At 70.4% G+C, this 23114-nt stretch carries 22 protein-coding genes and 1 pseudogene; 17 read left to right on the top strand and 6 right to left on the bottom strand.

Translation table 11 applies throughout. The features are described from left to right. The first annotated feature begins 211 nt into the window (after nucleotides 1–211). The 4 genes from AB0D46_RS11605 to AB0D46_RS11620 are packed head-to-tail and all read left to right on the top strand — an operon-like array spanning nucleotide 212 to nucleotide 4250. Complete coding sequence (locus AB0D46_RS11605; RefSeq protein ID WP_362877141.1) at nucleotides 212–892, top strand: pyridoxamine 5'-phosphate oxidase family protein; 681 nt, start codon at nucleotides 212–214, stop codon at nucleotides 890–892. Next, nucleotides 892–1644 carry an HAD-IA family hydrolase gene (locus AB0D46_RS11610; protein ID WP_362877104.1) on the top strand — a complete coding sequence of 251 codons (753 nt, stop codon included), beginning with the start codon at nucleotides 892–894 and terminating at the stop codon, nucleotides 1642–1644. The genes AB0D46_RS11605 and AB0D46_RS11610 overlap by 1 nt, the downstream gene beginning before the upstream one ends. Further along, a complete protein-coding gene (locus AB0D46_RS11615) occupies nucleotides 1641–4040 on the top strand; it encodes a glycoside hydrolase family 65 protein (RefSeq protein WP_362877105.1) in 2400 nt (799 codons plus the stop codon). Before AB0D46_RS11610 ends, AB0D46_RS11615 begins: the two co-directional genes overlap by 4 nt. 51 nt (nucleotides 4041–4091) lie before the next feature. Then, nucleotides 4092–4250: a hypothetical protein gene (locus AB0D46_RS11620; protein WP_362877106.1), complete on the top strand. Its 159-nt coding sequence runs from the start codon at nucleotides 4092–4094 to the stop codon at nucleotides 4248–4250. 22 nt (nucleotides 4251–4272) lie between these two features. Here AB0D46_RS11620 and AB0D46_RS11625 read toward each other — a convergent pair whose 3' ends face one another. The 3 genes from AB0D46_RS11625 to AB0D46_RS11635 form a co-directional block, all read right to left on the bottom strand. Further along, nucleotides 4273–4494, bottom strand: a complete 222-nt coding sequence (locus AB0D46_RS11625) for a universal stress protein (RefSeq protein ID WP_362877142.1) — start codon at nucleotides 4492–4494, stop codon at nucleotides 4273–4275. Nucleotides 4495–4738: 244 nt separating this feature from the next. Then, nucleotides 4739–5611: a universal stress protein gene (locus AB0D46_RS11630; protein WP_362877107.1), complete on the bottom strand. Its 873-nt coding sequence runs from the start codon at nucleotides 5609–5611 to the stop codon at nucleotides 4739–4741. 38 nt (nucleotides 5612–5649) lie between these two features. Then, nucleotides 5650–6273, bottom strand: coding sequence for a CBS domain-containing protein (locus tag AB0D46_RS11635; RefSeq protein WP_362877108.1), 624 nt, complete (start codon nucleotides 6271–6273; stop codon nucleotides 5650–5652). A 272-nt stretch (nucleotides 6274–6545) separates the two neighbouring features. Here AB0D46_RS11635 and AB0D46_RS11640 point away from each other — a divergent pair, with 272 nt between their 5' ends. From AB0D46_RS11640 to AB0D46_RS11685, 10 genes are all read left to right on the top strand, one after another. After that, nucleotides 6546–7448, top strand: a complete 903-nt coding sequence (locus AB0D46_RS11640; protein WP_362877109.1) for a universal stress protein — start codon at nucleotides 6546–6548, stop codon at nucleotides 7446–7448. After that, entirely contained in the window at nucleotides 7448–8314 is an 867-nt protein-coding gene (locus tag AB0D46_RS11645; protein WP_362877110.1) for a universal stress protein, read from the top strand. The genes AB0D46_RS11640 and AB0D46_RS11645 overlap by 1 nt, the downstream gene beginning before the upstream one ends. Then, nucleotides 8314–10926, top strand: coding sequence for an HAD-IC family P-type ATPase (locus AB0D46_RS11650; protein WP_362877111.1), 2613 nt, complete (start codon nucleotides 8314–8316; stop codon nucleotides 10924–10926). The genes AB0D46_RS11645 and AB0D46_RS11650 overlap by 1 nt, the downstream gene beginning before the upstream one ends. 291 nt (nucleotides 10927–11217) lie before the next feature. Beyond that, nucleotides 11218–13533, top strand: a complete 2316-nt coding sequence (locus AB0D46_RS11655) for a molybdopterin-dependent oxidoreductase (RefSeq protein ID WP_362877143.1) — start codon at nucleotides 11218–11220, stop codon at nucleotides 13531–13533. Between the two features lie 90 nt (nucleotides 13534–13623). Beyond that, nucleotides 13624–14175, top strand: coding sequence for an EF-hand domain-containing protein (locus AB0D46_RS11660; protein WP_362877112.1), 552 nt, complete (start codon nucleotides 13624–13626; stop codon nucleotides 14173–14175). A gap of 132 nt (nucleotides 14176–14307) precedes the next feature. Further along, nucleotides 14308–14799, top strand: a complete 492-nt coding sequence (locus AB0D46_RS11665; RefSeq protein ID WP_362877113.1) for a DUF2243 domain-containing protein — start codon at nucleotides 14308–14310, stop codon at nucleotides 14797–14799. A gap of 92 nt (nucleotides 14800–14891) precedes the next feature. After that, on the top strand, nucleotides 14892–15635 hold the full coding sequence (locus AB0D46_RS11670; protein ID WP_362877144.1) for a cytochrome c oxidase assembly protein: 744 nt from the start codon (nucleotides 14892–14894) through the stop codon (nucleotides 15633–15635). Nucleotides 15636–15905: 270 nt separating this feature from the next. Then, nucleotides 15906–16664: a hypothetical protein gene (locus AB0D46_RS11675; protein WP_362877114.1), complete on the top strand. Its 759-nt coding sequence runs from the start codon at nucleotides 15906–15908 to the stop codon at nucleotides 16662–16664. Nucleotides 16665–16666: 2 nt separating this feature from the next. Continuing rightward, a complete protein-coding gene (locus AB0D46_RS11680; RefSeq protein ID WP_362877115.1) occupies nucleotides 16667–17101 on the top strand; it encodes a phage holin family protein in 435 nt (144 codons plus the stop codon). Next, nucleotides 17077–17751, top strand: coding sequence for a DUF3618 domain-containing protein (locus AB0D46_RS11685; RefSeq protein ID WP_362877116.1), 675 nt, complete (start codon nucleotides 17077–17079; stop codon nucleotides 17749–17751). Before AB0D46_RS11680 ends, AB0D46_RS11685 begins: the two co-directional genes overlap by 25 nt. A gap of 364 nt (nucleotides 17752–18115) precedes the next feature. On the opposite strand, the gene AB0D46_RS11690 is transcribed toward AB0D46_RS11685, so the two are convergent. From AB0D46_RS11690 to AB0D46_RS11700, 3 genes and pseudogenes are all read right to left on the bottom strand, one after another. After that, nucleotides 18116–18721, bottom strand: a complete 606-nt coding sequence (locus AB0D46_RS11690; RefSeq protein ID WP_362877145.1) for a hypothetical protein — start codon at nucleotides 18719–18721, stop codon at nucleotides 18116–18118. 5 nt (nucleotides 18722–18726) lie between these two features. Then, nucleotides 18727–18786 (bottom strand): annotated as a pseudogene (locus AB0D46_RS11695) (hypothetical protein); the annotation flags it as partial. Nucleotides 18787–19230: 444 nt separating this feature from the next. Next, complete coding sequence (locus tag AB0D46_RS11700) at nucleotides 19231–19782, bottom strand: isochorismatase family cysteine hydrolase (RefSeq protein WP_362877117.1); 552 nt, start codon at nucleotides 19780–19782, stop codon at nucleotides 19231–19233. 909 nt (nucleotides 19783–20691) lie between these two features. Here AB0D46_RS11700 and AB0D46_RS11705 point away from each other — a divergent pair. From AB0D46_RS11705 to AB0D46_RS11715, 3 genes are all read left to right on the top strand, one after another. Then, nucleotides 20692–21255: a papain-like cysteine protease family protein gene (locus tag AB0D46_RS11705; protein ID WP_362877118.1), complete on the top strand. Its 564-nt coding sequence runs from the start codon at nucleotides 20692–20694 to the stop codon at nucleotides 21253–21255. 10 nt (nucleotides 21256–21265) lie between these two features. After that, nucleotides 21266–22147: a hypothetical protein gene (locus tag AB0D46_RS11710; RefSeq protein ID WP_362877119.1), complete on the top strand. Its 882-nt coding sequence runs from the start codon at nucleotides 21266–21268 to the stop codon at nucleotides 22145–22147. Between the two features lie 387 nt (nucleotides 22148–22534). After that, the gene (locus AB0D46_RS11715; RefSeq protein ID WP_362877120.1) at nucleotides 22535–23092 is read left to right on the top strand and encodes a DUF1062 domain-containing protein; all 558 of its coding nucleotides are present in this window, start codon (nucleotides 22535–22537) and stop codon (nucleotides 23090–23092) included. Nucleotides 23093–23114: the final 22 nt, after the last annotated feature.

Raw genomic sequence — 23114 nt, forward strand, 5'->3', positions numbered from 1 at the left:
CGGACCCGCGGGGGCTGATGGCGCCCACACCCCGCGCCAGGACCTCGGGCCGCGGTTCGGGGGAGCGCGTGTGGGCCGAATGGGCCCGACCGGCCCCGGTAGGGGACCGTCCGGCCCTGTGCTTGCACCGGTGCCGGGTACAGCCTGAGGTTAACGCCTGGTGCGTCGCAAAAATTCTGTACCGGCTACCAACTGCAAGGGTGTGACGATCATGGGAGAGGCCACAGCAGGTAGGTCCCCGATCAAGGTTCCGGCTGCCCGCGGCGACCTCGGACGACGCGTGACCGCCCGCCGCGAAGAGCTGGGAATCACGCGCGAAGAACTTGGAGAGCGCTGCGGAGCCGCCACGTCGTACATCGTGTACGTGGAGGAGCGGGCGGCGGCGCCCAGCATGGGCATGCTCGTATGTCTCGCGGACGGGCTGGGGACCACCGTCGCCGAGCTGACCGGGAGAACGACCGACAGTCCCCCCGGCATGGGGACCGCGATGCGTGATTCCGAGCTGACGGTGCTGAGTGAGGCCGAGTGTCTCCGCCTGCTCTCCACCCACGGCATCGGCCGGGTCGGGTTCTCCGGCATGGAAGGACTTGCCGTCTTTCCTGTCAACTATGTCGTTGTGGGAAACGAGATCGCGTTCCGCACGGCGGCCAACTCACGGCTCGCCGAGGCATCCGGGACCGAGGTCGCCTTCGAGGTGGACCACATCGACGACGCGATGCGAGAGGGCTGGAGCGTCATGGCCGTCGGCGAGGTGTCCGGCGTCACGGACGGGGCGCGCGTCAGCCACCTGTATTCGGTCGCGCGCTCCCTGCCCTGGGCCGGCGGCCCCCGGACGCACTGGATGTCCATCACCCCCGACCGGATCAGCGGCCGTCGCGCGCGATCCGCGTGATGGCGCTACGTGCCGTCGTGTTCGACACCGACGGGGTGCTGCTCGACTCGGCACGACTGCACGCCGCGGCCTGGAAGACCGCCTTCGACAGCTGTCTGGACGCCTGGGCCGCGTCCGGCAACGGGAGGCAGCCGCCCTTCGACGCGGACCGTGAGTACCGCCAGTGGGTCGACGGCAAGCCCCGGCTGGACGGGGCGAACTCCTTCCTGACCTCCCGCGGCATCCAATTGCCGACGGGGAGCCCCGACAGCGCACCGGGCGACGACACGGTCCGGGCGGTCGCGGCGCGCAAGGAGAAGGAGTTCGTACGCACGCTGGAGGCCGGGACCGTCGACGCCTTCGCCGACGTCGCTCCGGCGCTTGCCCGGATGCGGGATCAAGGTGTGGCATGTGCCGCCGTATCGGCCTCCCGGCATGCCAGGCCACTTCTCGGATCAGCCTCGCTTCTGGGCTTCTTCGACGCGGTGGTGGACGGCACGGACGCCGCCGAGCTGGGACTGGCGGGCAAGCCGGACCCCGCCCTGTTCCTCGAAGCCGCCGAGCGGCTCGGGGCGGACCCCGCCCGCTGCGCGGTGGTGGAAGACGCCCTCGCGGGTGTCGAAGCAGGTCGGCGTGGTCACTTCGGCCTCGTGATCGGCCTTGACCGGACGATGACCCCCACCACCGCGCGGGCACTGCGAGAACGAGGAGCGGACCTGGTCGCCGCCGAACTCCTCGCCGTCGCCGATACCGTCTGTGGGGCAGGACCGTGACCGCCTCGTGGACGTGGGAGTACGACTGCTACGAGCCCAAGACCGAGCGACTCGTGGAAGCCCTGTGCACCGTAGGCAACGGGAGGTTCGCCACGCGTGGCGCGGCCCCCGAGACCCCGGCGGGCCCCATGCACTATCCCGCCACGTACGCCGCCGGCTGTTACAACCGGCTCACCTCGCACGTGGCCGGACAGCAGGTCGACAACGAGGACATGGTCAACCTGCCCAACTGGACGGCACTGCGGTACCGCTGCGTAGCCGACGACGGGCTCGCGGGCGGCTGGCTGACTCCCGACGACCCGGGGATGCTGCACTACAAGGTGGTGCTCGACCTGCGCCGGGGGACGCTCACCCGGCACATGCTCTTCCAGGACGGCCAGGGCCGCCGCCTCGGCGTCACCCACGTCCGCATCGTGCACATGGGGGACCCGTTCCTGGCCGCCCAGCGGACCACGTTCCGTGCGTACGGCTGGAGCGGCCTGGTCGAGGTGGAATCAGGGCTCGACGGAGCGGTGACCAATGCGGGCGTGGATCGCTACAGCGGGCTCGACGGCCACCACCTCACGGATCACCGGACGGGCTTCGCACCGCACGGCGTCGCATGGATCGCCTGCCGCACCACCTCCTCCCACATCGACATCGCCCTCGCCGCCAGGACGGTCACCCGACCCGGCGCACCCGCCGTGACGAGCCCCACCGCGACCGGAACGGTACAGACGTTCCGGCTGCCCGTCGCCCCCCGGCGATCCGCGACGGTGGTGAAGACAGCAGCCCTGTACACCTCCCTCGACCGGCCCGCCGGGGACCTCGTGGAGCGCGCGATCGAACACGCCTCACAGGCACCTGGATTCCCGGCACTGCTCACGACACAGCACTCGGCCTGGGAACGGCTCTGGGAAGAAGGCGAGATCAGCGTCTCGGGGGAGAAGGGCCGGATCCTGCGGCTCCACCTCTTCCACGTGCTCCAGACGCTCTCCCCGCACACCGCCGAGCTGGACGTGGGCGTCCCCGCCCGAGGGCTGCACGGCGAGGCCTACCGGGGCCACGTCTTCTGGGACGAACTCTTCATCCTGCCCTACATCACCCTGCACTTTCCCGACGTGGCGCGGGCCCTGCTCATGTACCGCCACCGACGGCTGCCGGCCGCCCGCACCGCCGCCCGTCACGCCGGGCGGAGCGGGGCCATGTTCCCCTGGCAGAGCGGAAGCTCCGGCCAGGAGGAGAGCCAGGCCCTGCACCTCAATCCCCGCTCAGGCCGCTGGCTGCCCGACCACTCCCACCTGCAACGCCACGTCGGCTCCGCGATCGCCCTGAACGTCTGCCGGTACGGACGCGCCACCGGGGACACCGGCTTCATGCACGGCCCCGGCGCCGAACTCCTGCTGGAGATCGCCGCGTTCTGGGCCGGAGCCGCCGTCTACGACACCGGACGAAAGCGGTACCGCATCCGCGGTGTGCTCGGCCCGGACGAGTACCACGACGCCTATCCGGATGCCACGGCTCCCGGAATCGACGACAACGCCTACACCAACGTGATGGCCGCATGGGTCATCCAGCAGGCGCTCGAACTGCTCGACGAGCTGCCCCCCGCGCGCCGGACGGAGCTGACAGGCAACCTCGCCCTGGACCGCGCCGCGCTGGAGCACTGGGACGAGGTGTCCCGCCGTCTGTACGTCCCGTTCCACCGTGGCGTCATCAGCCAGTTCGAGGGATACGGAGAGCTGGCCGAGCTGGACTGGGCGGCCTACCGCGCCCGCTACCGCGACGTGCGCCGGCTCGACCGGATCCTCGAATCCGAAGGCGACACGGTCAACCGCTACCAGGCATCGAAACAGGCCGACGTGATCATGCTCGGCTACCTCTTCCGGCCCGCCGAGCTGTACGGCCTCTTCGACCGGCTCGGCTACCGGCTCGACGACGCGACATGGCGGGCCACCGTCGCGTACTACCTGCCGCGCACCAGCCACGGATCCACGCTCAGCAGCCTCGTGCACGGCTGGGTACTGGCCCGCCTGGAGGAGCCCGATGCCTGGAAGCACTGCGAAGAGGCGCTCCTCGGCGACGTCACCGACATCCAGGGCGGAACCACCGGCGAAGGCATCCACCTGGGCGCCATGGCCGGCACCCTCGACCTCGCGGAACGCGGCGTCACAGGCCTGGAGACCGGCCCCGCCGGCCTGTACGTCGAACCCGTCCCCCTGGGGCAGATCGAGCCCGTCTCCTTCACGCTCTGCCACCGCGGACACCGCGGCGTCCGCATCCGGCTGCTCCCCGGAAGGCTCGGCATCACCGTCCCCGAATCCCTCGAAGGTCCCGTGAACCTCGTGCTGCCCGGGGAACAGGCCGTCGTGGCGGCGGCCGGGGACGAGCACTGGTTCCGTCTCCCGTCGGACTGACCCCCGCACCACGGAAGCCCCCGGGGCGGGCCGACCCGAGAGGGCCGAACAGTGGCCCTCGTCTACGTCCCGGCCCTGCAGGGCCTCTTCGGAACCGCCGCCCTGCCCCTCTACGTGGTCGCCCTCATCGTGGTCTTCCCCGTCCTGGTCCGGGGCACCGACGAACTGCGGCGCCTGAGACGGTGTACCCGTAAGCCCGCGCACGCCTGACGACCAGGGACGACCGGCGCGCTCACTCGTGGGCGATGACGGCGACGGGCGAGGCGGAGTGGTGCAGGACCGCGTGCGCGATCGCGCCGATGTGGGTGCCGTAGGCGGACCGTCGGATGCGCCTGCCGACGACGACGAGCGCGGCCCCTTGGGAGGCGTCCACGAGTTGGATCGCGGACTGGCCGATGCGGACCTCGGGGGTGACCGCCACCGAGGGGTACTTCTCGCACCAGGGGCGGATCATCTCGTCCACCGGCCACCGCTTCCGAGAGGGGCCGAGGAGCCCGTTGTGGAGCCGACCGGCCCTTACGGGGTGACGTCCGGGGGGACGGCGAGCAGCCACCAAAAACCGGCGGGAGGGGCGGGGCTCCAGCTCCGCTGTCACCTTGGTGCTCACGCGCTTCACAGGCCCTCCTCCGAAAGCGGGCATGCATGTCCTCGGCGGGGCCACCGGGGACGGTGAGGCACCGGTCGGTTCTGGTGGATGGTCAGTCGTGGGCGAGTACGGCCACCGGCGCGGCCGTGTGGTGGAGGACGGCGTGGGCGATCGGGCCGAGGTGTGTGCCCATGGGCGAGCGGCGGATGCGGCGTCCGATGACGACGAGGTCCGCGCCCGTGGTGGCCTGGACGAGCTCCCGTCCCGCCCATCCGATGAACGTCTTCTCCTCGAGTCGCACGTCCGGGAACTTCAGCCGCCACGGCATGAGCATGTCGTCGAGCATCTGGGCGACGGTGCGGTCGACCTCGCGGGCGACCGAGGGATTGAGGACGGGCGAGTAGCCGGACGCGGGAGGGAGCTTCCAGCCGTGCACCGCCCGCAACGCGCAGTCGCGGCGCGAGGCTTCCTCGAAGGCGAAGGCCAGGACCCTGTCGCAGGCCTGGTGGATGTCGACACCCACGGCGATGTCGCCGTAGGGGGTGCGGGCCGCGTTCTCCCGGCCGTCCTCCGCCGCCCGTACGAGGACGACGGGCGTGTCGGTGGCGGTGAGGGTGGACAGGCTCACGGAGCCGACGACGAAGCCCACCACACTGCCCAGCCCGCGGGAGCCGAGCACCAGGAGGCCGGCGCTCTCGGCCTCCGCCGCCAGGGCCGTGGAAGGCCTTCCCGAGAGGCGACGCGTGGAGATCTCCAGACGGGGATACGCCCGCTTCAGCTCGTCGGTGGCGGAGCCCAGGACCTCATCGGCCCAGCGGTCGCGCGTCCCGGGATCCAGCTCGGGTACCAGCGCGGCGGAGGACCAGTCCTCGGCGTGGACGATCCGCAGGGGTGCCTGGCGGAGCGTGGCCTCACGGGCTGCCCAGCGGGCTGCGGCGAGGCTTTCGGGGGAGCCGTCGACTCCGACGCTTACGTGGTGGTTCATGAGGGTGGCCTCCTCAGGCTGGGCGGAGCACTTCGCTGTCACCAGGTGATGGGGTGCGCTCCGCGCTCCGGTGGGATCAGTCGGGAGTCGTCCGTGCGCGCTGTGAGCTCGTCCACGACGGCGACGACGCCGTCCAGTCGTGCGGTGAGTCGCAGGGCGAGGGGGATCTGGCTCTGCCGTTCCAGCCGGCCTGCGAGGGTCACGACGCCGTCCAGGACGTGCACGTCCACCGCCCCGGTGCCCGCTCCGATGGTGTCGGAGAGCACGTCCTCGCTCACGTGCCGCCGGATCTCGGCGTCGGGGCGAAGGAAGACGCGCAGGAGGTCCCGCCGGGTGACGATGCCGATGAGGCGTTCTTCCTCGTCGGTGACCGGAAGGCGTTCCACGCCCCGTCGTGTCATCAGTTGTCCGGCCCCGGTGACGCTTTCCCGTGTGCGGACCGTGACAGCGGGAGCCGACATGATCTCCGCGGCCGTACGGGCCGTACGGGCGAGCAGGTCGCTCTCGGATACGACGCCGACCACCCGGTCGTCCTCGTCCACGACGGGCACTCCGGTGATGTCGTAGGCGGCGAGGAGCTTGACGATCTCCCGGAACGTCGTCGAGCGATCCACCGAGATGACGGCGGCCGTCATCACCTCGCCGACCTGGGTGTGCTTCACGAGCGGACCTCCTGTACGTCGTCGTGCGGGGGCGCAGAGGGCTGGTGTGCACCACCCGTACCAGCCACCATCCCCCCGGCCGACGCCCCTATCGAGGGCCGAACGGTCCTGTACGGGGGCCGACCGGGTGCGTCTACGTGGGCTTGCGTCGGCTCTGGGAGCGAGGGAGGGACCGGTCGGCCCTCGTCCTGGCCTCTACGGCCCTCGCCGTCCACACGTCCGCGATGCCAGCGTGGGAGGAGAAGCACGATCGCCCTCGATCAGGAGAATCCATGGAAGGCACCACCGCCGGTCCGGAACTCGGGACGGTCATCGTCGGCGTCGACGGGTCGGACCCCGCACGCGGGGCCGCCCTGTGGGCCGCGGCGGAAGCGGCACGGCGGGGGAAGGCCCTGCACATCGTCCATGCCGCCGACACGGACAGCAGAGCCGTCTACGCCTCGGTGGAAACCATCGAACGGGTCCGCGCAGCGGGCCGCGAACTCCTCGATGACACCGCCGCGGCCGTTGCGGATCTCCATCCCGGTCTGCACGTCACCACGGAATTCAGCCGCAGCCCGGCCGTACCCAGCCTCCGCCGGGCCGCCGGCGTCCACGGCACTGTCGTCGTCGGCAACCGCGGGCTCGGCGGGTTCGCTTCGCTGATGCTCGGCTCCGTCGGGCTCAAGGCCGCCGCCAGTGCCACCACCCCGTTCGCCGTGGTGCGGGGTACGGACCCGGGAGTCGAGACGGGCAGCGTGCTGGTCGGTGTCCGGGACGAACACGACCTCGACTGCGTCCGGTACGCCGCGCGCGAGGCAGAGCTGCGCAAGGCGTCGCTGCGGCTGCTGCACGTATGGAACCTGCTGGAGTCCGTGGGCGACGTCGTGAGCATGCTCGACGATGTCGAGGAGATCAGCGACCGGCATGCCCACCGCCTGTCGGTCATGGCCGAACTGATCCGCGAGGAGTTCCCGGATCTGACCGTGTACGCCGACCTGGAGAAGAGCTTCTCGGTGGCCGGTGTACTGGCCGAGGCCTCGCGGGGCGAGGACCTGCTGGTCGTCGGCGGGAGGCGCTCGCCGGGCTACATCGGCCGCACGCTGGGGCACGTGACCCACAGCCTTCTGCACCACGCGTCGTGTCCCGTGCTGCTCATCCCGCGGCAGGGCAATGACCAGGGGAGTGAGTCGTGATGACGCATATGACAGGCCGTGAGATCGTCGTCGGCATCGACCCGGTCAGGGACTGGCACATGGCCCTGGCCTGGGCCACCGACGAGGCGCACCGCCGGTCGCTCGGACTGGCTCTGGCACTGGCGGTGTCGCCGCAACACGACACGCAGCACGTCGACGGGACCGCGAATCGCATCGACTTGCGCCGGTCCGGATCGGAGACCCTCGAAGCGGCTGCCGCATGGGCGCGCGCGCGGCACCCGGATCTTGAACTGTCCACCCACCTGCTCGACGGGTTCCCGGCGCCCGCCCTCGGTCAGCTGTCCCGAAAGGCCCCCATGGTGGTGCTCGGGTCACGACACCTCAGCCGCACCGAGGAATTCCTCAGTGCCGGTTCCCTGGTGGTGCCCGTGGTCGCGCAGGCGCACTGCCCGGTGGTCGTGGTCGGCGACGCCGAACATGCCGGCCAACAGCCGCCGTACATGGTGGTCGCGGTCGACGGCAGCGAGTCGTCGAGGGCGGCGCTGGCCGTCGCCTTCGAGGAAGCGAGCATACGAGGGTGCGCCCTGCGGGCGATCTCGGTGTGGCACCAGCCCCTCCTCTCGTTCCAGGACAAGAACGCGGGTCTCCAGGCGCAGCGCCGCATGCTGTCCGAGACCGTCGCCGGCCGGCCGGGGAAGTACCCGGACGTCACCCTCACCCATGAAGTGCTGGCAGGTCACCCGGTCGAGGAACTCGCGAAGGCGGCCGAACACGCCCTGGCGCTGGTTTTGGGCCGACGGGGAAACGGGGGCTACACGGGCATGCGGCTCGGTTCCGTCGTCCACGGACTGCTGCACCGGGCCCACTGCCCGGTCATCACGGTCCCCGTCCCGCGGGGGACCTGATGTCCGCGCCCGCGGCCGGCCAGGCACCCGCCACCTCGCAGAAGTCCACCGGACTCACCGAACGGGAGGCCGCGCGCCTCCTCGCCGAGCACGGCCGCAACGAAGTCGCCGCCCAGTCGGCGACCCCCCTGTACGTCCGGGTTCTGGCGCAGCTCAAAGACCCTCTGATCATGGTCCTGATCGGGGCGGTCCTGCTCACGATCGCCATCGGCGACCACGCCGACTCCATCGTCATCGGCCTGGTGATCCTCTTCAACACCACCGTCGGCGTGACCCAGGAGATCCGCGCCGACAACGCGGTGGCAGCCCTCTCGGCCATGTCGGCCCCGGGAGCACGGGTACTGCGAGAGGGCACGCCACGCGAAGTCCCGGCCACCGACGTCGTACCCGGTGACGTGCTGCTGCTGGGCGAAGGTGACATCGTCGCCGCCGACGCCGAGCTGACCGAGGCATCGGCCCTCCTCGTCGACGAGTCCATGCTCACCGGGGAGTCCGTCGCCGTGGACAAGGATCCCGGTACGACCTTGAGTGCCGGAACGGTCGTCGTACGGGGGAGGGGCGTGGCCACGGTGGCGGCGACCGGCGCGGCCGGCGCACTCGGCCGCATCGCCGCCCTCCTGGACGGAGCACGGGAGCCGACACCACTGCAACACCGCCTCGCCTCCCTCGGACGGATCCTGGCCGCCACCACCCTCGGACTCTGCCTGGTCGTCTTCGTACTCGGCCTCCTGCAAGGCCTGCCCGTCGGGATCATGGCAGTGACCGCCATCAGTCTCGCGGTCGCCGCGGTACCGGAATCCCTGCCCGCCGTCGTCACCCTCGCCCTCGCCCTCGGCGCCCGCCGCATGGCCGGCCGGCACGCGCTCGTCCGCCGCCTTCCCGCCGTGGAGACGCTCGGTTCCGTATCGGTCCTCGCCACGGACAAGACCGGCACCCTCACCGAAGGCCGCATGGTGGTCCAGCACGTCTGGACACCCCACTCCACAGCTGACCTCTCCGGCGTCGGCTACGAGCCGGAGGGTGACGTCCTGATCGCCGGCCGACCCCCGACGCCGGCCGAATGGGAGCCGCTACGCGAACTGCTGACCGCGGCGGCGCTCTGCAACGACGCCTCGATCCGGCCGCCGACGGGCCCCGCCCCGCCCGACGACCGCTGGACCGCACTGGGCGACCCCACCGAGGCGGCCCTCCTGACGGCCGCGGCCAAAGCGGGCTGCGCCGATCAAGCCACCCTCCTCGAAAGCCACCCGCGCGCCGACGAAGCACCCTTCGACAGCCTGCGCAAACGCATGACCACCCTGCACACCACGCCCGAGGACCGGGTGCTCGTCTGCCTGAAAGGCGCACCCGAGGCGATCCTGGACCCCGCCGTCCTCGCCGACGACACCGACCTGCTGCACAGGGCGGACCAGCAGGCCGCGCTGCTGGCCGCACGCGGCTTCCGCGTCCTCGCCGTCGCCTCCGGGACGCGGGACGCCCTGCCGGACGACGCCGCCGACGCCGAGTCCGGCCTCCACCTGCTCGGCCTGGTCGCCATTGATGATCCGCCCAAACCGGAGGCCGCAGCCACCATCGCCGCCTGCCGGGCCGCGGGCATCACCCCCATCCTCATCACCGGCGACCACCCCGCCACCGCGCGCGCCGTGGCCACCCAGGTCGGACTGCTCGCTGCCGGCGCCTCGTCCAAGGACGTGGTCACCGGCGCGGACATCGCCGCCGACCAGGTCGACGACCTCACCGCCGTGAGGGTGTTCGCCCGCACGAATCCCCAGCAGAAGCTGGACATCGTGGAAGCCTGGCGCTCCCGCGGGGCCGTCACCGCGATGACCGGCGACGGCGTGAACGACGGCCCCGCGCTGCGCCAGGCCGACATCGGCGTCGCCATGGGCGCGCGTGGCACGGAGGTCGCCCGGCAGGCCGCCGACCTCGTACTCACGGACGACGAACTGTCGACCGTGGTCAAAGCCGTCGAGGAGGGACGGCGCGTCTACGACAACATCCGCCGCTTTCTCATCTACGGCCTCGCCGGCGGAACAGCCGAGATCCTCGTCATGCTCGCCGGCCCCCTCATCGGGCTCCCCCTGCCGCTGCGGGCCGGACAGATCCTCTGGATCAACCTCCTCACCCACGGCCTCACCGGCGTCGCCATGGGCGCCGAACCCGTCTCACCGGGCGCCATGAACAGGCCTCCCCGCCCCACCGGACAGCACATCCTCGGCGCCGGCGCCTGGCAGCGACTCCTCCTGCTCGCCACCGTCGTCACCGCCTCCTGCCTCGCGGCAGCCCTCACCGCACGCGCCTGGGACCTGCCTTGGCAGAGCGTGCTCTTCCTCGCCCTGCTCGCCGCCCAGCTCGGAGTCGTCCTGGGCCTTCGAGCCCGCCTCCTGACGAGAGAGAATCTGTTCCTCCCCGTGGCGGTCCTCTCCTCCGCACTCCTCGCGGCGGCCGCACTCTACGTACCAGCACTCCGATCGATTCTGGAAACCGAGCCGCTCGACTGGACCGGCATCGGCCTGGCGACAGCCACGGCCCTGATCAGTTTCGCCGCGGCCCGCGTCGTGCGGTCCGCGTTCCACACACGGCCGCGAACGAAGCCGATCTCCCAAGGCTGAAGCGAAACGGCCTCGGTTGAGGGCTGTTCGGGCCGGCCTTGCTCCTGCGGGCCTCTCGGCTTCGACGACCTACCGCGGGCGGGCGCCGCCCGCCGGCGTGGACGCGAAGCGTGCCCGGGGCGCCGCTGACCTAGGGCCTTCCCGCGTCCCGGGACCCGGACCTCAGCGACCAGGCGGCGGCCGCGCCGGCCGGCGGGGTTGCGCAGGCGGTGACAGGGGAAGTCTTTGTCCCGCGGACCGTCGGTCGACATCCGTTGTCCGAGAGCAGCGGAAACTTCGTATGTGGAGTTGATGCACGTGGAACGACGTCTGCCGGTCGCGACGCACTGGGGCAGTTTCATCGCGGTGGTCGATTCCGGCCGGCTGGTACGCATTGAGTCCCGGGCTGATGACCCGGCGCCGTCGCCCATCGGCCCTGGAATGGTGATGGCCGCCGACGACCACGCCCGTGTGCTGCGCCCGGCGGTGCGCAAGGGATGGCTGAAGGGCCTGCCGCGCATCCAGGACACGGCCAGAGGTGCGGACGCGTTCGTGGAGGTGAGCTGGGACGACGCGCTCACGATGGTGAGCGATGAACTGTCCCGGGTTCGTTCACAGCACGGAGACAGCGCGGTCTTCGGCGGATCCTACGGCTGGGCGAGCGCGGGCGGCTTCCACAACGCACAAGGTCAGTTGCAACGGTTCCTGGCGTTGGGCGGGGGATACACCGACTCCCGCAACACCTACAGCACCGCGGCGTTGGAGGTCATTCTCCCCCACGTGATCGGCGGGCACCCGTGGAGCTACCAGTCCCGGATGCCGATGTGGGACGAGATCGCCGAGAACTGCGAGCTGGTGGTGGCGTTCGGCGGGCTGGCTCTCAAGAACAGCCAGATCAACCCCGGCGGGCTGGCCAGACATCAGACGCGGAACCTGCAGCGCCGGTGCCGCGAGGCGGGGGTGCGGTTCGTCAACGTCAGTCCCTTACGCAGTGACGTCGCCGGCTTCCTCGACGCACAATGGCTGCCCGTCGTCCCCAACACCGACACCGCCGCGATGCTCGGCATCGCCCACACGATGCTGGTCAACGGGTGGCACGACGAGGATTTCCTCCGCCGGTGCTGCGTCGGCTTCGACCGCTTCGCCTCCTACCTTCGCGGTGAGCTCGACGGCATCCCCAAGGACGCCGCCTGGGCAGCGGAGATCACGGGCATCAGCCGCAACACGCTCGTTGACCTGGCCCACCGCCTCACCACCCAGCGCTCCCTCATCATGGTCAACTACGCGGTGCAACGGGCGGACCACGGCGAACAGCCCATCTGGATGTCCGTCGTGCTGGCCGCCATGGCCGGCTCGATGGGCCGGCCCGGCTGCGGCTGGGGCGCGGGTTACGCGACCATGGACGCGACCGGCGTCGCCCCCGGCCGCCCTTCCGTGGCGTCCGTACCCAAAGTCTCCAACCCCGTGGCGGACTTCATCCCGGTGGCAAGGATCGCCGACACCCTGCTGCACCCGGGCAGGACCATCGACTACGACGGCCAACGCCTCACGTTGCCCGAGCTCCGCCTGATCTACTGGTGCGGAGGCAACCCGTTCCACCACCACCAGGACCTGCATCGATTGACCCGCGCCTGGCAGACCCCTGACACGGTGGTGGTCCACGAAGCCTGGTGGAACGCCACGGCCAAGTTCGCCGACATCGTCCTGCCCGTCGCCACCACCCTGGAACGCGACGACTTCGCCGCCGGCTTCTCCGACCCACACCTCGTCGCGATGCCGAAGGTCCGCGAGCCGGAAGGCGAGTCGCGCACCGACCACCAGATCTTCGCCGCCCTGGCCTCCCGGCTCGGATACGAGCAGGAGTTCACCCAGTCGCGTTCCGAGTTCGAATGGGTCCGGCACCTCTACGAGCAGACGAGGGCTGAGCTCGGCACCGATGCGGCCTTGCCGGCTTTCGACGACTTCTGGCGGAACTCCACCGCCGAGCTGCCGGCGCTGACCGGACCGTTCCCCGGCAGCTTCGAAGCGTTGCGCGCAGATCCGCGGCGTTCCCCGCTGCCCACGCCCTCGGGCCGGATCGAGATCTTCTCCGAGGAGATCGACTCGTTCGGTTACGACGATTGCGCCGGGCATCCGACGTGGTACGAACCGGTGGAATGGCTCCATGCCGACCTGTCGGCCCGGTTCCCGCTGCACCTGATCTCGAACCAGCCCGCCTCACGCCTGCACAGCCAGTACGACAACGGCGGCCACAGCCTCAGTTCGAAGATCCGCGACCGGGAACCCGTCACACTCAACCCCTCGGACGCCGCTTCGCGCGGCATCGAGAACGGCATGATCGTACGCGTCCACAACGATCGGGGCAGCTGTCTGGCGGGCGCGGTCCTGTCGGACGACGTCATGCCGGGCGTCGTACAGCTCTCCACGGGAGCGTGGTGGGATCCGGTCCGGCCGGGCCTGAGCGGAACACTGGACCGCCACGGCAACCCGAACGTCCTCACAGCGGATCGACCGTGCTCGCGCCTGTCCCAGGGGCCGAGTGCACTCAGTGCGCTGGTCGATGTCGAACGTTACGACGATCCCCTTCCTGACGTGCGGGCGTTCTCCCCACCCGAGCTCGAACAGTGACACGAAGGGCTCTCCCCGCCCAAGCCCGCCGAGGGGCCCATCACGAGCCCGTTTGTGTTTTGAGTGACCGACTGAATACCGTACGTGGTCGTGACTGCACTTCAAGACCTCAAGTACGGCCAGTGGTTCAAGGGCGCCGACGTCGATGGCGACGGGTTCATCACCCGTCAGGACGTTCGCATGATGAGCGAGCGCTACATCGGCGCCCGCAGCGCCGTACCGGACCCGGCCACCGCGCGCCGACTCACCGACGGAATGGACGGGTTCTGGGCCAACGTCATCGCCCCCATGGATCAGGACGGTGACGGGAAGGTCGATCTGCGCGAGATGACCCAAGGATTCAAGCAGGTCCTGACCGACCCCGCCCTGTACCCGGAACAGATCGCGCCGGTGACCAACTGCTTCTTCGACCTCGTCGACCTGAACGCCGACGGCAAGATCGACCGAGCCGAGTTCCAGCAGATGTTCGACGCAGTCGCCGGTGTCCCCAGCGAGGACTGCGCGACGGTCTTCGCCGCTCTGGACCGTGACGGCTCCGGTGCACTCGACCGCGCGGAGTTCCACCAGGCGCTCACCGAGTTCTTCTACGGCAACGACCCCGACGCTCCCGCCAATCACCTGTTCGGCAGGGTCGCCGGCTGACAGCCCTCCCCGTTGGGCGGCAACCCCGGTGGTGCTTCGGGGTGTCGCTCGCCAGGGTTGGGGCGGTTCAACGCCGGTAACTTCTCGAGGATCTGGTCATTCGCGATCCCACTACGGCGGAAGGTGAAGTCCATGGGTGCACCGGCCCACAGTTCCACGACGCCCGGCCCGCCGTGTGAGCGGGGGAGATCGCTTCTGGTGTGCGGCCTCATCGGGATGGGGGTCATGGCCGCCATCGATGAGATCGTCTTCCACCAGATTCTGGGCTGGCATCACTTCTATGACCGTTCCACCCTCGGCGTGGGCCTCATGTCCGACGGTCTGCTGCACACGGCCGAGCTGCTGGCTCTGGTCTCCGGGTTCTTTCTGTACGCAGATCTCCGACGGCGCCGAGCCCTGGCTCCGGGCCATGCCCGGGCCGGGTTCTTCCTCGGGCTGGGCATCTTCCAGCTGTTCGACGGGATCGTGGACCACAAACTCCTGCGCCTTCACCAGATCCGCTACGGCGTGGACGTCACCCCCTACGACTGGGCCTGGAACACCGTCGCCCTGGTCCTGCTGCTGATCGGCACGGCGTTGGCCGTCCGGGCAGGACGCGACCCCGAAGCAGAGCCGGCGCCGTGATCCTCCCGCATGTCCGTTCCGACCCGACGGCGGTTTCCGGCGCGGTAGTAGTGGGTGCGGCCGTGGCCGTGATGCTGGTTTGCGCGGTCTACATGCCGGCCGCGTGCCGTTTGCGGCGGCGCGGCGACGCCTGGCACCGTCGGAGAGACGCTTCGTTCGCCGCAGGTAGCGCCGGGGTGGCCTGGGCCGCCACAGGGGGACTGCCGGGCGGGCCGTTCACCGCCCACATGACGCAGCACCTGATCGTCGGGATGGTGGCACCGCTTCTGCTCGTGCTCGGCCGCCCCCTCACCCTGGCCCTCCGCGTCCTGGCCCCCGGCACACCGCGCCGCGCACTGCTGGCCCTCGTCCGCTCCCGCCTCGTCGGTTGGCTGCTCTTTCCCCCGCTGGCAGCCCTCCTGAATGCCGCGGGGCTTTGGGTGCTGTACCGCACCCAGCTCTTCGCGGGCATGAGCCACGAGCCCTGGCTGCACGCCCTCGTCCACGCGCACGTCCTTGCCGTCGGCCTGCTGTTCGCCTTCGCTGTCTGCCAACTCGAACCCGTTGCCCGCCGCTGGAGCATCGGCGTGCGAGGGGCGAGCCTGCTGGCCGCGGGCGCCGCGCACGCCGTGCTGGCCAAGACGCTGTACGCGACGCCACCCCCAGGCACTGCCTTCGCCGCTGCCGACGTGCACGCCGGAGCACAGCTCATGTACTACGGCGGGGACCTGGTCGAGGCCGCCCTGGCCACCGTCGTGGCCGTGTCCTGGTACCGGGCCACTGGCCGGGCCGAGGCACACCGGCGCCGCCGGACGGCGGATCACGGGCCGCTCCCCGTTGCATCGAACGGACTGTGAAATTCCGGGCGCATGGTGACTGCCCCTTGCGGTCCCGTCCGGCCCGTGCCGGCGGTCGGAGGAGGGGTGTACGACCGGGCCCTCGGTTCGTCCCACCGTTTCTGCCGATGGGCCAAGGCGGCCCTTCCCGCCATGGGCCTCGGGGCTCCGCGTCTGCCTCCACTCGTTGCGACAAACACATCGGAAGTCCCGCATCGGAGGGTGAGGCGGTGAAAGGAGGGCAGGCGGCGGTGCGAGACGCATCACCGCCATTCATCAGGAGGAGGAGCCTTGAGTGACTTCCAGGATGCGCGCCGTCAGGATGAGAGCAGGACGACGGCCGCAGCACACACGGTGCAGGAAAAGGCCGGCGAAAGCGTTTCGCTGGTCGGTGACAAGGCCGCCGAGGTAGGCGGTACGGCAAAGGAGCAGGCCGCCAACGTGGTCGGGGAGGCCACCGCGCAGGCACGCGATCTCGTAGGCGAGCTGCGGACCCAGCTGACCGGCCAGGCCGAGACCCAGACGCAGCGCCTCGCGGAAAACGTACGCCGCCTCTCGCAGGAGCTCCGTGAACTGGGCGAGAACGGCAAACCCGACTCCACCATGGCGGACGTGGCCCGTCAGCTGGCTGACGGTGGACACAAGGTCGCCTCGCACATGGACACGCGGGGTCCGGACGGCCTGGTCAGCGATCTGCAGAACTTCGCCCGCCGCCGCCCCGGTGTCTTCCTCGCCGGAGCGGCGCTGGCCGGCTTCGTCGTAGCCCGAGCCGGAAAGAGCGTCAGCGCCGCAGCCTCCGCGGAGACCGCCGGCACCACTGCGGCCGGCAGCGGCAGCGCTGCAGGGGCCGACCGGCCGACCGCCGGGACGGGCACCCCCGCACCGGTCCAGCGTCCGGTCCCTGACCGCAGCGGCATACCAGCCGGGTACGAGGACCCCCTCGACACCCACGGCCCGTCGCAGCCGCCGCACATCGCTCCGGCGCCCCCGGCCTATCCGCAGGCCGGCCCGCCCGCCACCGGCTCCCCGCGGCCCGGGAAAGGGATCTGAGCATGGTTCATTCCTCCCATGACCGACCGGCGGCGCCCGCGCCGCCCCCGCCGACGGAGGCCGAACCTTCGCTGGGCGACCTGATCGGCGAGATCGGCCAGGACGTGTCCCAGCTGGTTCGTACCGAGATCGAGCTGGCGAAGGCGGAGCTCAAGCAGGAGTCCGCCAAGGCGGGCAAGGCCGTCGGGATGTTGGGCGGAGCCGGCTACGCCGGACACGCGGTGCTGCTCTTCGCGAGCCTGACCGTCGTCTTCGCCCTCGCCAACGTGATGGACCCCGCCTGGGCTGCTCTGATCGTTACGGCCCTGTGGGCCGTGGTGGGAGGCGTCCTCTACTCCACGGGCCGCAAGCGCCTGCGGAGCGTCAACCTCAAGCCCGAACAGACCGTGGAAACCTTGAAGGAGGATGCCCGATGGGCGCGACACCCGACGAGCTGAGGACCGACGTCGAGTACCGGCGTGCGCACCTCGCGCGCAACGTCGATCTCCTGGCCGACAGGATGACCCCGAGCAGGATCGCCCAGCGCAAGGTCGACTCGATGCGCGACCGGGTGACCGGAGTGAAGGAGCGCGTCATGGGCACTGCACAGGACACCGCGCGGGGGACCTCCGGCAGCCTGCACCAGGCTGCCGACAGCATCACCGAAACCGCCCGGGAAGCGGGCAGTGGCGCTCAGGACGCCATCCAGCAGGCTCCCGCCCGGATCAAGCGGCAGACCCAGGGCAGCCCGCTGGCAGCCGGCCTGATGGCGTTCGGCGCCGGCATGCTCGCCGCCGCCCTGCTGCCGACGACCGAGGCCGAGGAGCACGCGGGGCAGCGCCTGCGAGAACACTCCGACGAACTGCTGGAGCCCGTCAAGCAGACTGCCCTTGACGCCGCCCACGAGGTCCGCGACGAGTTGAAGGAGCCGGTGGCCCAGGCCGTCGAATCGGTCAAGGGTACGGCTCAGGACGCCGTGTCGACGACCACCGACCACGCACAGCAAGCGGGCCGGGAAACGGCCGACGGTCTGCGCCAGGCCGGACAGGACACGGCCGCCGAAGTACGCAGCGACCCCCGGACACAGAGTCCGCCCGGGCAGGGCTGATCACGCGACCGGCACGAGGCCGGGGCGCAGGCCGCGCCGCAGGGGGTTCCCACCCCGGCGCCCGCCTCGCCCCGGCCTCTTCGTCGAGACGAGGCCGGATCTCGGGGCCCGGTCCCGCGCTCCCGCCGGGTCTGGCCGCAAAGGCGGGGTTCGGCAGACGAGGCCGAGGAACACGAAGAACTCATCCTGATCCGCGCCCAGCAGCCCTGACGGACTCACTGCACGAAGCCAGACCGTAAACCCTGCCTCACGTCGGGGCGCCGCCGCCTGGTCCGACCGAGCGCTGTCGTTCCGGCCGCGGCCGGGCCTCACGAGGGCGGCCGGGCCCCACGGGGGGACCCGGCCGCCGACGGAGGCGAGGGGGTCACACAGCGGCGGGGAAGCGTTCCCAGACGCGGTGGGCTGCGAGCAGTTCCGTAAGCCGGCGCATTCCTTGGGCTCCGTCGGTCACGACGACGCCCGGTTCACCGACCAGGATTCCGGCGGCCTCGAAGAGGCTCCCCGCGTCGCCCAGGCCGACGAGTGCCTTGCCGTGCCGGTAGGCCTCGGTGAGGAGAGCGAGGACCCGAGGATCGCTGACGGGGGGCTGGGGAGCTCCGGCTTTGGCGTCGCGGGCTCCGTAGGCGTCGGCACCGGCTCCTGGCACACCGGCGAAGACCAGGGCGTCGAATTCGACGGAGCGGGCGGTGGCGAAGGTGCGCTGCACGATGACCGGCTCGGCGCCGCCGAGCACCCCGCCCGCCGCGGCGATGACCAGCGGGACCATCCCCGCGTCCAGGATGACCTGGCGGAGCGCGTCCACACCGATCATGTCGATGTCCTGGCCTGCGACGATGCCGACGACGCGGCCGTCCAGCGGCCAGGTGTCGCCGACCTGCGACAGGCGGGGGCTGGGGGCGACGTCGGCGAGGGGTTCGAGAGGGTTGAAACGGTCAGGACGAACTTCACCGTTCGGGTGGCCCCGGGCCATGCGGTGCGGGCTCCGGTGAGGGTGGTCACGGTCCATACGCCCAGGCGGAACGGGCGGCTGATCAGCTCGCCCGCTGTCTTGCGGCCCGGATCTTCGCGGGGGTCTCGTTGAGTTCCGCCGGCGCACCGGCCCCCTCCACGTGGGTGAACGGGGCGCGCAGGGCCGCGTCACCGGGGCCTTGCTGATCAGCCGGAGCTGACCGTAGATGCTCGTGTGCAGGCGGTGACTTTTCCCGTCGTATGGCCGGGTGACCCCTGCCGCGACCCGGCCCGCTTCAGGCACGATCACGCGCAAGCCGACAGGGGAGAGTTCCCACCCGGTGCTGGGACCGGCGGTTCCCGCGCCGACCAGTACCACGTCGGCTCGCACCGGGAAGTCGGTTCAGGCTCCGCGACTGCCCGCAGAGCCATCGGGTGATGCGTCACGCCCGGCTCCCGCCGGACCACTGACGGCGGGGCTGCACGCGAACGCGTCCCGGCGCCCTGGGCCCGCCGCGCCTGGCCCGCCGGTCACGCTTTCGTGTTGTCGAAGGCGAGTTCGTCGGGCTGGAAGAGGGTGGTGGACATGTTGGTTTCCATCATGCGCAGTGCGGCATCCGCCAGCTCCGGATCGATGTGCGCGACGGTCTGGGGGGCGATGCTGACGTCGAAGTGGCGGATGTGCGCGTCGAGGGCGGAGTAGAGGATGCACTGCTCGGTGACCTGCCCGCACAGCACCAGGTGCTGGACGCCCAGCTGCCCCAGCAGGTAGTTGAGCGGGGTTTCGTAGAAGATCGAGTGCCGGGCCTTGACGACGAAGAGGGAGTCCTCGTCCGGCACGATGGATTCGACGAGTTCGGGGTGGCGGCCGGCCAGTGCGGCCTCGACGAGTTCGCCGTGGTGGGAACGCCACTGGCCGAAGTTGTCGTTTACGTAGATCACCGGCACCGAGGCGTCCCGGGCCCGCTTGATCAGCTGCTCGACCGCCGGCAGGGTGCCGCGGACCGAGCGGACGAGTGCGTCGGCGTCCTCGTGTTCGTACGTGTTCAGTATGTCGATCACGACGAGTGCCGTGTCCTTCATGACCTCACCGCCTTCGATGGCCGGCCGCCGCACTCCCGAGGGCTACGCGAAAAGGCGCGTCCAGCGCACTGTCAGGTCGCTGGAGAGAGCCTGACCCTGCCGCGGCTGGGCAGTGCACCCACACTCATGCTGGTCATCTTCTCCGCGGCGTCCAGGACGCTGTCCTGGGCGCCGACGCAGGTGGCATCGGAGTCACGATCTCGCGCGCTGTAGGCATGATCGACAGTCCTTCCATATGTGCGAACTGTGCCCTTCGCCTGCCCCGAAGAACTGCGTGGCATGCGGCTACTCCACAGTTGCGAAGTCGTGTCGCCGGACGATGCCCGAACGGCGGCCCGGCACCGTGGGCCGTACTGGGCGTACGGTGAAGGTACGGCCCGCGCGCCGCGCGCGAAGCGCGGCTTTGGGTCCGGCATCTGCCGGGTGATCGCGGCGGGAGACGTCGACGTCGCAACGGCCCCCGCCGTCCGCCAAGCGGTGCGCGCGTCGTGAACAGGCATGGGCACGGCATCGAGGCGCACTGCGGCGCGGGCCGCTCCCGATCGACCGGACCGCCGGGTGATGCCGGTCGTGTCCCGCCGACGATCAAGCTGTTGTGACCCTCCGCCAAGCTATTGTGACCCTCCGCCCAGGCGACCTCCGGCGACGTCCCGCCTGACCGATGTCGACGGGCAGGAGTTCATCTCTCCTCCGGCGTCCTGTGGCCTGCTGGAGGACGCCGGGTTCGATCTTGCCCTCCAGGGTGTTCCCCGGCCTGGGTGACGAGTCGTTTCGGGCGATCACCTGACAAATAGTCAGAAGGCGTGAACTTATGCGATGCCCCTTTATGGCCGTGACATGTTGCGCTGTCATATTCCCTGCAGGATTGCCCCGCTCGTCTCGTCGCACCCAGCAGGGGAAGGCAGAACCATGGGCACTTTCAGGTGCAAAACCGCAGTGTCGGCCGTCGCGCTGGCGGTCTCAGGCTTGCTCGCAGCCGCAGGAGGTACAGCTCACGCGGAAGCGGGCCAGGACACCATCAACATGTACAAGCAGGAGAAGACCCAGTGGTGTTGGGTCGCCTCCGGCCTGACCATCGCCAAGTTCCACGGCGTCGGCTCCACCCAGAGCGACTTCTGCACCCGGGCCCAGCCCTACTACGGCTGCAACAACCAGCCCGCCACGCTCGACGACATGGCCAAGGGCTGGAGCAGCCTGGGTATGGCCCACACCGGCACCGGGCTGAGCAGCGCGGCCACCTTCAACCAGGTCTACACCGACGTCAAGGCGGCCCGGCCGATCGGTGCCCGCATCGGGTGGACGTCCGGGGGCGGCCACATGAACGTGGTCTACGGCTTCGACACGTCGAAGAACACGATCGCGGTGGCCGACCCGTGGCCGGACACCACCACCTACACGTGGTGGAACTACAACGACTACGTGAGCAACAGCTCGTCCAAGTGGACCCATTCCCGCATCGGCATCTCCCGTTAAGGCAGGCGACATGCGCGACACCAGCACCTTTGAAACAGTCGGCGAGCGGTCGAACCCCCGCTCCTGGCGCCTGTCCCTCCTCCTGGCACTGAGCGCGTCCGCGTTGCTCTCCCTTGCCCACCCGGCCCACGCCGCGCCGGTCAAGGACCCGCTCCCCGCGGACATCCCCGGCTATCAGGCCGCTCTCGACGCGGTGAAGTCCGCCGACGTCCGCAACACCGTCTGCCGCTTCCTGAGCACTCCGCTGCCCGCCGGGGCCGGCGAGCCGGTGCAGACGATCCCCGAGACGGCCGAGCCGTGCCAGGGACTGCCGGCCTTCACCATCAAGGACCCGGTGGCAGTGAACGAGATCACGCCCGGCTTCGTCGCGGGCACCTCCCCGGCACTGCCCACCGAAGCGGTCAAGCTGACACAGCTGGTCTCGTCGCTGAGCACCACCGTCAACGGTCGCAACGCCACCGTCATGCTCGCCCCCACCCAGGGCGGCGGCTGGCACCTGGCCGCCGTACGCGACGGCGACGAAGACGCCGCCCAGGCCGCCAAGGCAACCCTGGGCACGCTGGTGTTCACCGAGCCGCAGATCCGCGGCTGGTACCAGCTCAAGCTCACCACCGTCGAACCGCTCAACGACCAGGCCCGACAAGGACTGGACGGCCGGACGTCGGTCTCGCTGAGCGACTACCAACAGCTGGTCAAGGCTCGTTACGCCGACAAGCTCCCCGGCTCACAGTACGACTCCCAGGGCTACTCCAGCGGCTACACCCTTCCGCACCAGGCGGACGCCGGCACCTCCCCCACCCCCCTGCTCGCCGGCGGTACCGGTGCGGCACTCGCCCTCGGGGGCGCGGCCGCCGTGATCCTCCGACGCCAACGACGCGCAAGGAACGGCTGACCCCGGCCCGAGACCCGCTCCGGCCCCCGGCCGGAGCGGAGCGGCTCCACCGCGCCGCGGCCGCTACTGGGCCCCAAGACGGCCACCGGTGACCAGCGGTTCAACCAGGAGCGCGCCCGGACGGCCCCGCCGGAGCCGGCGGCAGTGTACCCCCGGAGGCGTGAGTGGCGTTCGCGGTCGGCTGCCGCGAGGCACGGCCATCCGTCCGAAATTCAGTGGAGCCCTGCTCCTGTACGCCGCTAACGTGCTCCCGCCCGTGGTCGCCCCCGGCAAGGACGTGCCGTTGTACACCAAGTGAGACCCCCCGAGCGCTGAACCGTCGCGCGTCGCACCTGTGCGCCGTGCTCCTTTTCGCTGCGGTCTTCTCACTGGAACCGGTGTATTCGCATGTCCAGAACCTGGGTGGTCGTTCCCACCTGCCCTCCGATCGTTCTTCACCGTTGCCACAGGTGCCCTTCCGGGCGCTTCCGCACGCACGGCAAGTTCCGCGTCAACGCACACCACAAACTCCTCGATGCCTGGCTCCTGGCGCTGTGCGCCGGCTGCGGGGACACCACCAAACTCGCCGTCCTGGAACGGACGCGCGTGCGTTCCGTACGACCCGAGCTGCTGAACCTGATGCACGACAACGACCTCGGCCTGGCAGCCGAACTGCTGCAGGATCCCCTCCTGTTGCGCCGCAACCGCGTCGCCCTCGATTGGGACAACGCCTGGCGCCTCGACCGCGGCACGCCGGAGCCTGCGGATCGGCCGGACGGTGAGGCGATCGAGGTCCGGGTCCGTTTCGCGGCGCGGGTGCCGGTGCGGCCCGTGCGACTGATCGCCGAAGGGTTCGGCTGTGCGCGGGCCGAGGTCGAGAGGCTGCTCGCCGAGGGGAACCTCGTGTCGACGGTTCGCCTGGGTGGCAAGCTCTCGAGCGACTTCACCTTCATGCTCAAGCGCTGAGTCCTTCGACGGGCCCGGGTCC

The sequence above is a fragment of the Streptomyces sp. NPDC048383 genome, assembly GCF_040651775.1.
In the GTDB taxonomy this organism is placed as follows: Bacteria; Actinomycetota; Actinomycetes; order Streptomycetales; family Streptomycetaceae; genus Streptomyces.